Origin of the sequence: Pyxidicoccus xibeiensis, assembly GCF_024198175.1 — a bacterium.
GTDB lineage: Bacteria > Myxococcota > Myxococcia > Myxococcales > Myxococcaceae > Myxococcus > Myxococcus xibeiensis.
The window spans coordinates 1-12399 of record NZ_JAJVKV010000011.1; the positions used below are offsets into that span (position 1 = coordinate 1).

The 12399-nt window shown below is 72.9% G+C and carries 10 protein-coding genes; 8 read left to right on the forward strand and 2 right to left on the reverse strand.

Annotated features, from left to right (window positions below; all coding sequences use genetic code 11):
- The 4 genes from LXT23_RS35740 to LXT23_RS35755 form a co-directional block, all read left to right on the forward strand.
- Nucleotides 1–1128 (forward strand): hypothetical protein (locus LXT23_RS35740; RefSeq protein ID WP_253984894.1); only part of this gene is annotated, 1128 nt, incomplete at its 5' end.
- A gap of 53 nt (nucleotides 1129–1181) precedes the next feature.
- Nucleotides 1182–1625, forward strand: coding sequence for a cupredoxin domain-containing protein (locus LXT23_RS35745; protein WP_253984895.1), 444 nt, complete (start codon nucleotides 1182–1184; stop codon nucleotides 1623–1625).
- A 57-nt stretch (nucleotides 1626–1682) separates the two neighbouring features.
- On the forward strand, nucleotides 1683–4652 hold the full coding sequence (locus LXT23_RS35750; RefSeq protein WP_253984896.1) for a helicase C-terminal domain-containing protein: 2970 nt from the start codon (nucleotides 1683–1685) through the stop codon (nucleotides 4650–4652).
- Nucleotides 4653–4922: 270 nt separating this feature from the next.
- On the forward strand, nucleotides 4923–5690 hold the full coding sequence (locus tag LXT23_RS35755) for a Uma2 family endonuclease (protein WP_253984897.1): 768 nt from the start codon (nucleotides 4923–4925) through the stop codon (nucleotides 5688–5690).
- 24 nt (nucleotides 5691–5714) lie between these two features.
- On the opposite strand, the gene LXT23_RS35760 is transcribed toward LXT23_RS35755, so the two are convergent.
- Together LXT23_RS35760 and LXT23_RS35765 are read right to left on the reverse strand one after the other, a co-directional pair.
- Nucleotides 5715–6452, reverse strand: a complete 738-nt coding sequence (locus tag LXT23_RS35760) for a sensor histidine kinase (protein WP_253984898.1) — start codon at nucleotides 6450–6452, stop codon at nucleotides 5715–5717.
- Nucleotides 6449–7198 carry a HEAT repeat domain-containing protein gene (locus LXT23_RS35765; RefSeq protein ID WP_253984899.1) on the reverse strand — a complete coding sequence of 250 codons (750 nt, stop codon included), beginning with the start codon at nucleotides 7196–7198 and terminating at the stop codon, nucleotides 6449–6451. Before LXT23_RS35765 ends, LXT23_RS35760 begins: the two co-directional genes overlap by 4 nt.
- A 178-nt stretch (nucleotides 7199–7376) precedes the next feature.
- Here LXT23_RS35765 and LXT23_RS35770 point away from each other — a divergent pair, with 178 nt between their 5' ends.
- From LXT23_RS35770 to LXT23_RS35785, 4 genes are all read left to right on the forward strand, one after another.
- Nucleotides 7377–9155 carry a S53 family peptidase gene (locus LXT23_RS35770; protein ID WP_253984900.1) on the forward strand — a complete coding sequence of 593 codons (1779 nt, stop codon included), beginning with the start codon at nucleotides 7377–7379 and terminating at the stop codon, nucleotides 9153–9155.
- Nucleotides 9156–9275: 120 nt separating this feature from the next.
- Nucleotides 9276–10091: a hypothetical protein gene (locus tag LXT23_RS35775; RefSeq protein ID WP_253984901.1), complete on the forward strand. Its 816-nt coding sequence runs from the start codon at nucleotides 9276–9278 to the stop codon at nucleotides 10089–10091.
- 29 nt (nucleotides 10092–10120) lie between these two features.
- Entirely contained in the window at nucleotides 10121–10921 is an 801-nt protein-coding gene (locus tag LXT23_RS35780) for a hypothetical protein (protein WP_253984902.1), read from the forward strand.
- A 103-nt stretch (nucleotides 10922–11024) separates the two neighbouring features.
- Nucleotides 11025–12377, forward strand: a complete 1353-nt coding sequence (locus LXT23_RS35785; protein WP_253984903.1) for a DcaP family trimeric outer membrane transporter — start codon at nucleotides 11025–11027, stop codon at nucleotides 12375–12377.
- Nucleotides 12378–12399: the final 22 nt, after the last annotated feature.

Genomic DNA, 12399 nt, shown 5'->3' on the forward strand with positions numbered 1-12399 from the left:
ACGCCCCGGCCGACCGCCGCGGCGCCCACTCCCACGCCCGCGCCCCGGCCAGCCGCCACGGCGCCCACGCCGACGCCCGCGCCCCGGCCCGCCGTCACGGCCCCGGCGCCCTTGCCGGCCCCGACGCCGCGCCCCGCGGTGGGCGTGACGCCTGCCCCCACGCCCCGTCCGACGGGTGTCGCTCCGGGCGCGCGTCCCATGGGGCCCCGCCCCGGGGGTCCCGGCGGCGCGCCCCGGCCGGGTGGCTTCGGCGGACGTCCGGGCGGGTTCCGCCCCTCGACGCCGCGCCCGCCGCCCACGCCGGAGCAGATCCAACTGCTGGCGGCGCGCGAGCACGTCCCCGCCCGCATCGCCAAGGGCGAGCTGGAGGGGAAGATGAAGTGCCGCGTGTGGCGCAAGCTGCACGCCGAGGAGGCCAAGCGCTTCGACCAGGTCTATGAGCTCATGGGCCAGACGCCGGGCCTGTCGCTGGGAGACGCCTTCGGCGTGCTCCAGAGCGGCATGACGGTGGCCGAGTTCATGGCGCGCAAGGAGCGCACCCAGCGCAAGGCCGCCATCAAGCAGGCGCGTGGCGAGGTGGAGAACGCCATCGTCGCCGAGTTCCTGACGGGCCTCATCAGCGGCAAGGCGGAGGTCTCCGTGGTGCTGGCGGAGCGCTCCCTGCTGGACACGCTGGTGGTGGAGGAGCCCATCTCCTTCACGCTGGAGCGCACCGGGCGGCTGGAGAAGCTGCAGGTGGTGCTGCTGGCCCGCCGCGCGGACTGGGAGCGGCTGCTGCCCGGGCTGGAGCGGGACGCGAAGCTGACGCAGAAGCCCGCGTCGGTAGCGCGTCAGCCGGACAAGCGTCCGTACTCGGACCCTCGCGCCTTCCTGGACCACCTGGGCCAGGAGGTGAAGCTGGTGCTGCGCAACGGCATCACCCTGAAGCTCCCGCTGATGCACGTGGGCCGGTTCGACCTGCTGCTCGGCGAGAAGGGCCACGAGGTCTTCGTCCCGCTGCACGCCCTGCTCCGCTTCGAGCCGACCGCGGAGCCGAATCCGGATGTGGATTCGGAGACCGGCTCGGAGACCGGCTCGGAGACCGGCTCCGAGCCCGGCGCCGAAAGCGCCCCCGCGGACGAGGCCTGAGCCTGTCGCGGGGGTGCAGCACCCCCTTCCCTCCTCCCGTCGAGAGACACCCCATGCGCCCGTTCATCTCCCGCATCATCAAGCCCTGGCTCGCCCTGGCCGCGACGGCCGCCATGGTGGGCGCCACGCAGCAGGGGTGCTCCAAGCCCTCGGCGCCGGCGAAGGCCGAGGAGGCGCCCGCGGCGGCCGCTCCCGCGGCGGCTGCTCCCGCCGAGAAGCGCGAGGGGGGCGTGCGCGTGGTGGAGCTGACCGTGACGCAGAAGGGCTACGAGCCCAGCCCGGTGAGCCTCAAGAAGGGTGAGCCGGTGAAGCTGGTGGTGACGCGCAAGACGGAGGAGACGTGCGCCACCGAGGTCGTCATGGACGGCTACGGCATCAACACCCTGCTGCCGCTGAACCAGCCGGTGGAAATCGCCTTCACGCCCAAGGAGTCCGGCGAGCTGGTGTACGGCTGCGCCATGGGGAAGATGATTTCCGGCGTGTTCATGGTGGAGTGAGGCCGCCGGCCGATTTCTGTCCTCCGCGGCAGGTCGGGCTTAGGCTCGGCGGCCAGCATGGGCGGCGCGGCGGACCTCTTCACCCGGCATGTCTTCCTCGACCTCGAGACCACGGGGCTGGACCCGCGTGTCGACGAGGTCATCGAGCTGGGCTGCCTCTTCTATGAGAACGGGCGCGAGGTGGACCGCTTCGCGCGCCTGTACTCGGCGTCGAGGCCCCTGCCTCTCACCATCCGGCGCCTGACGGGCCTGACGGACGCGGACCTGGCGGGTCGGCCGCGCTTCGGCACCGACGTGGCGGAGCTGCGCGAGCGGCTCACCGGCTGGACGGTGGTGGCGCACAACGCGCCCTTCGAGAAGGGCTTCCTGCCCGACTTGCTGGGCCCCATCCGCGCCCCGGTGCTCGACTCGTGCGAGCTGATGCACTACCTGCACCCGGAGCTGCCCAGCCACTCGCTGGAGTCGCTGCTGCGGTGGGCGGGGCTGGCCCTGCGCCAGCCGCACCGCGCCCTGTCCGACTGCGAGGCGGTGCAGTCCGTGCTGGTGCACGCCATGGAGCGCTGCATCCGCGAGGGCCGCGCGGAGGACGTGACGGACCTGCTGGCCACGCTGGACCCTCGCCGCGGCGCGGAGCTGCGCCTGGCCCAGGAGGACGCGGGGCTGGAGGAGGCGGCCGGCGGCAGCGGCGCCTTCGACTACGAGGAGTGGCCGCTGGTGGACCTGCTGTCGCGGCTGCGCGCGGCGTGCCGGGCGGCGTCCGTGCCGCTGGCGCTGGAGCCGCAGGGCTTCCTGCGCGCGCGCCCGGAGCGCCGCCGGGCGGGGGGCATGGCGGCCCCGCCCGAGCCGGACGCGGACGCGCCGGTGGTGCCGGTGCGCCCGGACGAGGTGGCGGCGGTGCTGGGCGCGGGCGGTGCGCTGGAGCGCGCGGGCGACGGCTTCCTCGGGCGGCCCGCGCAGCTCGAGGTGGCGCAGGCGGTGGCGCGCGTGCTGTCGGACGGCGGGCAGGTGGCGGTGGAGGCCGGGACGGGCACGGGCAAGTCGCTGGCGTACCTGGCGCCCGCGGCCCTCTTCGCCGCACGCAACGGGCGCAAGGTGGGCGTGGCGCCGCACACCAAGACGCTGCAGGACCAGTTGCTGGAGAAGGACCTGCCCCGGCTGCACCGGGCGATGAATGGCGCGTTCGGCTACGCGCTGCTCAAGGGCCAGACGAACTACCTGTGCCGCCGCCGCACGCTGGAGGCCACGCGGGTGGAGCCCGGCATGGGCCACTCCGCTCGCGCGCCCCGGGCCTACCTGCGCGCGTACATGCGGCGCAGCAAGGAAGGCGACCTGGACCGGCTGAGCCACTGGTTCCGCGAGCGCTTCCCGGTGATGTTCGGGCTGCTGCCGGCGGTGCGCTCGGAGGCGGCGACGACGCTGGGCGAGAAGTGCCCGCACTTCCACAAGTGCTTCTACCACTCGGCGGTGGCGCAGGCCCGCGAGGCGGACGTGCTGGTCATCAACCAGTCGCTGGCCTTCGCCTGGCCCGCGCGCTACCCGAAGCTGGACCACCTGGTGCTGGACGAGGCCCACGAGGTGGAGGACGTGGCCACCACCGCGCTCGCCGTGGAGCTGTCCGACCTCGCCTTCCAGCGCCTCACCGAGCGGCTGCACGGGCGGGACGGGCGGCGCGGGCTGTTCGCGGAGCTGCGGCGGGCGCTGGGCTCGGCGCGGCTGGAGTCCCGCGCGCTGATGGGCGAGGTGGAGGACGGGCTGCGCCGGCTGCTGGACGCGGCGCGCGACCTGGGCCTGCGGGTGACGGAGCTGTGCGAGCCGTCCGCCACCGCCGTGGGTGAGGACCCGGACGAAGGCGCATATGCGCCGGAGCTGCGGGTGACGGAGGCCGTGCGCGCCCTGCCCGCCTGGGAGCCGGTGAGCGACGGGCTGGAGGCGGTGCGCGACGCGCTGCAGTCGCTGCACACGCTGCTGGCGGTGCGGGTGCTGGCGGCGCTGCCCGAGCTGGCCGCGAGGAACCCGGCGCTGGAGCGCGAGCTGTCCGGGGCCACGTCGGAGCTGGGGGAGCTGGCGGTGCTGGCGGGCGAGCTGTCCGGCGAGCCCGCGCCGGGGCGGTGCTACTCGGCCACGTCGGAGCCGAAGCGGCAGCGCTGGAGCGTGGGCGCGCAGCCGGTGGACGTGTCCGCGTACGTGTCGCGCGACTTCGCGGCGAACAAGCGCTCGCTGGTGCTGGCGTCGGCCACGCTGGGCACGGGGGACGGTGCGCCCTTCGTGCTGCGGCGGCTGGGCCTGGACGGGCGCGGCGAGGGGCCGGCTCCGAAGCTGGTGCGAGCGCCCTCCCCCTTCCGGCTGCGGGAGCAAGCGCTGGTGGTGCTCGTCACGGACGCGCCGCGCGCGCACGAGGAGGCCTTCGTGGAGTGGGCCGCGCTGCGGATTTCAGGGCTGGCGCAGACGATGGGCGGGCGGGTGCTCGGCCTCTTCGCGTCCACCCGGCGCATGGAGCGCGTGGGCGCGGAGGTGCGCTCGCGGCTGGAGCCGCTGGGCATCGAGGTGATGCGGCAATCGCGCGGGCACAGCCGCTCGCTGGCGGCGCGGCAGGAGCGGGACACCGGCACGGTGCTGCTGGGGACCAAGAGCTTCTGGCAGGGCGTGGACATCCCCGGCCGGGGCGTGGGCTGCGTGTTCATCGACAAGCTGCCGCTGGAGCCCGCCTTGCGTCCGCTGGTGGCCGCGCGCGAGGAGCCGCTGTCTCGCAACGGCGGTGAGTACCTGGGCTTCCTCCACTACCGGCTGCCCCGCGCGCTGCTGCTGCTGCGCCAGGGCGTGGGCCGGCTCATCCGCTCCACCACGGACAGGGGCGTCGTCATCCTCGCGGACCCGGGCCACTCCAGCTACCGCGGGCACCTCATGGCCGCGCTCGACGGCTACCGCGTGGAGGCCCTGCCGTGGGCCCAGGCGCGCCTGCGCATCCATGGCGTGCTGAAGGAGACGGGGCTCACCGTGGACGTGGACCCCGCGCGCTCCTGGGGCTGACGGGCGCCGAAGCCCGACGAGCTCGAAAATCCCGGCGCGTGACGCGTGCGGAGTCCGTGAGCCTGGACTCTTCCGCCCGTTCCGGATGGAGCGGAGGCGGGTGCGAGCACCCTGCCCTCTCGGCGCCCGCTGGCGCGCGGCTTGCCATGCACCGCGAGGCATTGACGCGCGAGGCTGCCGACCGCACGCTTTCACGGCATGGGATGGCACGCGGATGACGACCGTGGACGGACCTTCCCTCAGGCCCCCACCCAAGAGGAGTGGGACGCGATGGGGCCCGAGGAGAGGGCGGAGGTGGTGGAGTCACTTCCCGACGAGGTGACGGACAGCGAGATGTCACCGCCGGAGGGCGACAGACATCAGGAGGGCAAGCATCGGGCGTTGGACGTGCTGCGGGGCCACTTCCGCCACCAGCGGCGAAACGTGTACGTGGGCTCGGAGCTGCCGGTCTACTACCCTGCCGAGCGACGCTTCGCGCCGGACGTGCTGGTGGTGTTCGACGTCGAGGCCCACAGCCGGGGGAAGTGGCTGGTGAGCCACGAAGGCAAGGGCCTGGACTGGGTGATGGAGGTCCACGTCGGCGGCGACCGGAAGAAGGACGCCGAGTTCAACGTGCGGCGCTATGCCCGCCTCGGCATTCCCGAGTACTTCATCTACGACCGCAACCGGGAGCTGCTGGAGGGCTTCCGGCTGAAGACACGCTCCGCGCGCACGTACACGCGCATCAGGCCGCGAAAGGGACGGTACGTCTCGAAGGTGCTGGGGCTGGAGCTGGAGGTACGGGACGACCAGCTGCTGCTGTGGACGGGCGAGACGCTGCTGCTCGAGTCCTCGGAGTTGCTGGAGCTGCTCCGGGAGAAGATTGAGAAGGTGAGCCGGCGCGTCGACGAGGAAGCCCGGAGGCGCAGGGCGGCGGAGCGGCGCCTGTCTGCCGAGTCCCGGCGACGCGAGGAAGAGTCCCGGCGACGCGAGGAGGCCGAGCGACAGCTGGCCGCACTGAAAGCGGAGCTTCGCAAGCTCCGCCCCCGCAAGCACTGACGCGGCGAGGCCGCTCCCGGCGGGCTACGCCTCCAGCCGCGCCCGGTAGCGGCCTTCCAGCGTGCGCAGCTCCGCCACCAGCTCCGGCGTGGCCCCGGAGCGCTCCGCGGCCTCCAGTGCCTTCGCCAGCGCCCGCGCGTCCTCCTCGTGCTGCTCCCTCAGCCGCTGCACCATCTTCCGCGTCGCCTCGAAGAGGTCCCGCAGTTCGTCCCCGTCCCGCAGGCCGTACTGGGGCGGGCGCAGCTTGCCTTCGTGCACCTCGTTCACCATGCGCCGGATGCGCAGGAGCGGCCCCGCCAGCCGGTGCGTCACCACGATGGTGCCCAGCGCCACCACCACCGTGAAGCCCGCCAGCAGCCCCCCCAGCACCCACCAGGTGAGCCGCTGCTGCCGCTCCAGCTCCGCCCGCTGGGCGACGATGGCCGAGCGCTCCGCCTCGTACGCCGCGTCGATGGAGCGCGCCTTCTCGCGGAAGGTGGCCTCGAACGCCGGGTCGTCCATCCGCGCCAGCAGCTCGTTGGAGAGCGTGGCGCCGGACAGCTCGCGGCTCACCTCCGCCGCCCGCGAGCGGGCCTCCACCGCCGCCGCCGTCTCGCGCATCAGCGAGCGCGCCGCGCGCACCAGGAACACGCCCAGCAGCGCCGACAGCACCAGCGTCACCAGGACCATGTACGCCGTCAGCTTGAGCTGGAAGCCCGTGTCGAGCAGGAAGTTGCGCCAGCGCCGCTTCGTGGGCGCCATGGGAGCCGTGGTCGTCGTCATGTCTCGCTGCTCCACTCGAAGGTTTCCGCCGCCTCCTCCACCGCCTTCGGCACCAAGGCCTTGAGGAGGTCCCCGGGCTGCGCGCCCGCGGCCTTCACTTCCACCTGCCCCATCAACGACAGCTCCGGGTACGTCAGGCAGACGATGGCCACCTTCAGCCCGCCGCCCTCCGTCGCCTGAATCTCCGGGGTGAGCCGGTAGCCCGGCACCCCCAGCTTCTTCAGCGTGCCCTTCGCCGCCGCCTTCGACTCCTTCGCCGGGGCCAGCATCGCCCCCCTGCGCATCAGCCTCGAGCGCAGCCGCGCCTCCGTTGCCTTCACCAGCTCCGGCGGCAGCTTGCCCGTGCGGTCCTTCAGCCCGTCCATCGATACATACAGGCTCGGCGTCCGCGACTGGTACGCCTTCAGCGCCCCCACCGCCTCGCCCACCGCCGCCTGCACCGCCGCGTCCGCCTCGCCCTTGTGCCCCTGGAGACAGCCGAGCGCGGAGGGCTCCAGCAGCTTCTGCAGCCCCTTCGCCGCCGCCACGCGCACCAGCTCGCTCGCGTCCTTCAAGCCCCCGCACAGCAGGGGCACCGCCTCCGGGTCCTCGGTGGCGCCCAGCACCAGCGCCGCCTGCGAGCGCGTGCGCGGGTCCTTGCCCTGCTGGAGCTGGCGCCCCAGGAAGGCAATACGGGAGTCACCCTGGGCCAGGGCCGCGCAGGGCGCGAGGAGCATCAGGACGAGGGCAGAGGGCAGCAGCCGCATGCGAGGGGGACGGATGCGCTCACTCTAGCCTCCTATGCACGCTGGCGAACAGTTGCACAGCCTCCCAGCCGCACCCACCTTCCCTCAGCGCGTGAGCGCGCGGGTCCTCCTCGAGGGGGGGCGGGATGGGAAGCGGCCGGCCGGTCCAGGCCCGCCGCTCGGCTGGGGGAGCCACGACATGAGAGGAAGCATCCTTGCCGGCGTACTTCTCCTGACGGTCCTGGGAGGCACGGGCTGTCGAGACTCGGACCGGTTGGTTCCGGTGGGTCTGCCCAAGGTCACGGGTCCCACGGAACCCGTCCCTCCAGAACCTGCGCCCACTCCGCCGCCACAGCCACCTCCGCCGACGCCGCCTCCGCCCGAGCCGCCGCCGGCCCCCGTCGACCCGGACGGGCCACCGCCCCTGCCGGAGAACCCGGACCGCACGCCCACGCCCACCCCGGACGGCGTGCCGGGGCCGATGACGGGCGTCTACACGGACCTGGGGCCCGCCAAGAACACGGACCTCATCCGCGGCCTGGTGGCCCTGCCCATCCGCAAGAAGGCGGAGCTGGAGACGGCCATCCAGGAGATGTACGACCCGAAGAGCCCCCGCTTCCGCCGGTACATGACGCCCCAGGAGTGGAACGCGAAGCACGCGCCGTGGGAGCAGGACGTCAAGCTGGTGTCGGACCACCTGGAGTCGGTGGGCCTCAAGGTGGAGCGCGTCGCCACCAACCGGCTGCTCATCCACTTCACCGGCACCGTGTCCCAGTTCAACGAGGCCTTCGGCGTCCAGCTCATCGTGCTGGAGCGCAAGTCGCCCCAGGGCGGCAATGACCCGCACAACGTCTACGGCCTGCCACCCAACGTGGAGATCAAGGCGCCGGCGTACGTGAAGGAGCGCATCGCCTCCATCGTCGCGGTGGACCTGCCCACCGACCCGGGCCCGCTGCCTGGCGAGTTCGGCGACGTGCCCACCACGCAGCCCCAGCCGCTCAGCGACGGCCTCACACCCCAGCAGGTGGCGAGCGCCTACGGGCTGACGCCCCTCTACCAGCGCGGCTTCCGCGGCAAGGGCGTGAAGCTGGGCGTCACCATCGGCGCCAGCTTCCGGTGGAAGGACCTGCGCGCCTTCTGGAAGATCTTCGGCATCGAGCGCGCGGACCCCACCGTGGTCCAGACCATGGAGCCGCCCGGGACGCGCTACCGTGAGGGCCAGCTCGACGTGGAGTGGGCCAGCGTCATGGCTCCCGAGGCGGACATCGTCGTCTACATGGGCCCGGATGCCCGCAACACGTCGATGATCTACACCTTCAACGAGGCCATCGCCCGGGGCGAGGTGTCCGTCATCACCGACTCGTTCGCCCACCGCGAGGACTCGGAGCCGCGCGCGGTGCACGAGCAGTACAGCGCCTCCGCGACGATGGCCGCCGCGCTCGGCATCACCGTGGTCGCCGCGGGCGGTGACTCGGCCGGGGTGGACGTGCCCTCCTCCAGCCCCTACGTCACGTCCGTGGGCGGCACGCAGCTGCGGATGAACGGCAACACGGTGACCAGCGAGGTGACCTGGCTCTACTCCGGCTCCGGCATCAGCATGACCTTCCCCACGCCCGAGTGGCAGCGGGGCCTGCCCACGCCGCCCCGCCGCCGGGCCGTGGCGGACGTGGCCCTCAACGCGGACACCGGCTACTGGTACACGTGGCTGGGCAACACCCTCCCCAACACGGGCACCTCGTTCGGCTCGCCCATCTTCGCGGGGCTGATTGCGGTGGTGAACAGCGCCCGGGCGACGCAGAACAAGCCTCAGGTCGGCTGGCTCAACTCGCAGCTCTACACGCTGCCCGAGGTGCAGGACACCTTCCGGGACATCACCGTGGGTGTCTCCGACCGGGGCTACGTCTCCGGCCCTGGCTGGGACATCCCCACCGGGTGGGGCGCTCCCAGCGGGCTGGGCCTCTACAACACCCTGCCGTGAGCCGACTCCGGAGGCCCTCCGTCCGCCTGGCGGAACCCGGGGGAGGGCCCGCCGCCGGAGGTGCTGATCCGGATCCGCGCGGGTTGGGGTAACGTGCGCGGGTCCAGGAGGGCTCGCCAGGTGTCTTTCACTTCCCGGTTGGAAGGTCTGCTCCAGAACGTGGGGTTGGGTGGGGTGGTGGGTGAGGTGCGCGCGATGCTGGGGTACCGGCGCGAAGCGGCCTCGCCCCGGAACGAGGTCGTGGGACGTGCCCCGCCGCCCTCCGCTCCCGCCCGTGCCGCCGAACAGACTGTCGTGGAGCGCACGCCGCGCCCGAGGCCCATCTCCGAAGCCCGGGCCCCCGAGCCCGTGAAGGCCTCCGAGCCCGAGCTCCCGGCGCCTGCCGCCTCCGAGGCCGAGCCTCCGAGCCCGAGCGCGAAGAAGGCCGCGCCCGCCAGCCGCGCGAAGGCGAAGCAGGCCCGGGCCACGAAGGGCGGGAAGGCCGCCGTCCGCAATGGCGTCGAGGCCGCGGCCCCGAAGGCGCGCAAGAGCGCGGCGAAGGGCCGCGCGAAGCCGAAGAAGAAGGCGGAGCGCGCCGCGGGCGATGCGACGCAGGACGCGACGGTGGTGGTGTCCCGGCTGGTCGAGGCGCTCCGCGCGCACCCCAAGCACGAGGCGCTGGTCTCCGCGGGGCGGCAGAAGGACCAGCTCGTGCGCTCGCTCATCCCGCTGTACCTCGCCCGGGCCGTGGAGACGGACGTGGAGGTGACGTCCGGCACCACGTCGCGCTTCTGGGGCGAGCTGGGCGTCACGTACGCCGCGCCCAACGCCGCCAAGGCGCTCCGGCTGCACAGCGGCTACGCCCAGGACACCAAGAAGGGCAAGGCGATTACGCCCCGGGGCATCCAGTACGTCGAAGAGGCCCTGGCACGCGTGGGCACGCCGGCCTCGCGGTAACCACCGTTCCACGAAGAGGGGGAACATCCATGCGTGTGTGGCTCGTGACGTCGTTCGCGCTGGCCCTGGCCTGGGCACCCGCCGGCAGGGCCGAGGAGGCCACGGCGCTCATCTGGAAGGGCGCGAAGACCCGGGCGGAGGCGGAGGCGCTGCTCCCGGCCTGGAAGCCCATCGGACAGGTGCTCTCCAGCGGCGGCATCGCCGTGCCCGAGGGTGGCCCCACGCTCGTCGAGAGCAACACCCTGCCGGGGCTCAAGCCCGGTTTCTGGGTGTGGGTCGTCGGCATCTGTCCCAGGGAGGACGGTGGAGCGGTGCTCGAGCACCTCAAGAGCGTCGCTCCGGACGCGTACGCGCGCGACGTCAAGGTCCCCAAGGAGAAGCTGGCGTGCCCGGGCCTCGAGGCGGCCACCCTGAAGGTGGACTCCCACCGCTTCAAGCTGGACGGAGGCCGCGTGCTCCAGGTGTTCACGTACGAGGAGTCCGAAGCGCCCGAGGACGACATGCCGGGCGACACCTTCACGCGCACCCACTACCGCTTCGCGCTGATGAGCAAGGCGGGCCAGGTGCTCCACAGCGTGGCCGTCGTGGGTGAAGAGGACTTCTCCGGCGACGTGCGCAACGGCCCCGCGGCCTACCGCTGCACCGTGGCCAGCATTCGCCGCGCGAAGAAGGACACCGTGGTGTTCACCCGTCACTGCCAGGCGGGTATCGCCGAGTGCGGCTCGGTGGTGAGCGGGGACGAGGTCACCACCCTCACCCTCTCCGGAGACTCCATCGAGAGCAAGGAGGCACGCCGCAACGAGGTGCGGGAGGAGTGCGTCACCGACTAGCGAACACCCAGGTGACACCCGGGGCCGTGGTGCGGCCCTGGACCCGACTCCGCATCCTCCCCTCCCGGCGCTCCGCGTCGTCGGAAGCCACGGGGAGCGCCGCATGGGGAGAGCCAGCCAGGTGGCGATGCTGTGGGCGCTGGTGCTGGCCTCGAGCCGCGCCCTCGCCTTCCCCATGCCGCAGCCTCCCGACGCCGGGACGCCCGCTGACGCGGAGCCGGCCCGCGCGGAGGCGGCCCCGGACGGAGGCGTCCCCTCCATGGCCCAGGAGGCCACCGAGTCCGAGGAGCCCGAGCCGCCCACCACCGAGGCGAAGCCGGAGGAGGTGCCCGGGGCCCTCATCGACCCGGACCTCACCGGCATCGTGATGAAGGCGGGCCCGGCCACCGAGGAGGACCTGAAGCGCGGCTACGTCACCTTCCGGGGCCGCATCAAGGTGGACCTCAACTACGACTTCCGCCCCATCGAGAACGAGGAGGACTTCGTCCCCGCCTCCATCCCCGTGGGCTCGAGCCTGCGCGGGCCCAACCTCAACTTCAACGCGAAGCAGAGCCGCCTCTTCTTCGAGGGCGGCAAGCTGTCGATGCTCGGCCCGCTCATCGGCCACGTGTCCGCGGACTTCTACGGCGAGGGCTCCAGCGGCGGCGACTTCCGCGTGTACGAGGTGTACGCCGCCGTCGGCCCGTTCCTCGCCGGGCGCAAGTGGTCCACCTTCATGGGCCTGGAGTCCATCCCCGACACGCTCGACTTCCAGGGGCCGGGCTCCATGCTGGCCGCGCGCAGGGAGATGCTGCGCTACGGCCCCACGCTGGGCCCGCTGCTCGTGCAGGTGTCCCTGGAGCGCCCGCAGCCGGACCTCACGCTCTTGGATGACGAAGCGGAAGAGGCGCGCACGCCCATGCCCGACGTGTCCGGCGCACTGGAGTGGGACTTCGGCGAGGGCCGCAACGTCCGCGCGGCGGGCGTGGCACGGTGGCTGACCTACTACGCGCTCGACGGTGGGAGCGAGGACACCGTGACGGGCTGGGGCGTCATGCTGAACGGGCTGTGGACGTGGAAGCGCAATGGCTGGCGCGCGTCGGGACAGGTCCACTACGGCAGCGGCATCGGCACCTATATCGGAGACCTCGCGGGCCAGGGCCTGGACGCGGTGCTCGTGGCCCCCGGGCGACTGGAGACGGTGGCTTCCTTCGGCTTCTACGGCGGGCTCGAGCCCCAGTGGACCGAGTGGCTCGCGTCGACGTTCGTCTACGGCTACCTGGAGGTGCTCTCTCCCCCCGCGTCGCTGCCCGGCACCACGCTGAAGCGCACGCACTACCTCTCCGGCAACCTCAAGGTGCGGCCCATGCGCTCCTTCGAGCTGGGCGCGGAGCTGCTCTTCGGGCGGAGACAGAACCTGGACGGCGCCGCGGACCATGCGCTGCGCCTCATCCTCTCCACGCGCTTCTTCTACTGAGGCACCCCGCATGTGGGGCGGG

Excerpts from the sequence above, each read along its gene's own strand:
- LXT23_RS35750 (WP_253984896.1), top strand. The coding sequence starts at position 1,683 with ATGGGCGGCGCGGCGGACCTCTTCACCCGGCATGTCTTCCTCGACCTC.
- LXT23_RS35745 (WP_253984895.1), top strand. The coding sequence starts at position 1,182 with ATGCGCCCGTTCATCTCCCGCATCATCAAGCCCTGGCTCGCCCTGGCC.
- LXT23_RS35765 (WP_253984899.1), bottom strand. The coding sequence starts at position 7,198 with ATGCGGCTGCTGCCCTCTGCCCTCGTCCTGATGCTCCTCGCGCCCTGC.
- LXT23_RS35780 (WP_253984902.1), top strand. The coding sequence starts at position 10,121 with ATGCGTGTGTGGCTCGTGACGTCGTTCGCGCTGGCCCTGGCCTGGGCA.
- LXT23_RS35760 (WP_253984898.1), bottom strand. The coding sequence starts at position 6,452 with ATGACGACGACCACGGCTCCCATGGCGCCCACGAAGCGGCGCTGGCGC.
- LXT23_RS35785 (WP_253984903.1), top strand. The coding sequence starts at position 11,025 with ATGGGGAGAGCCAGCCAGGTGGCGATGCTGTGGGCGCTGGTGCTGGCC.
- LXT23_RS35770 (WP_253984900.1), top strand. The coding sequence starts at position 7,377 with ATGAGAGGAAGCATCCTTGCCGGCGTACTTCTCCTGACGGTCCTGGGA.
- LXT23_RS35755 (WP_253984897.1), top strand. The coding sequence starts at position 4,923 with ATGGGGCCCGAGGAGAGGGCGGAGGTGGTGGAGTCACTTCCCGACGAG.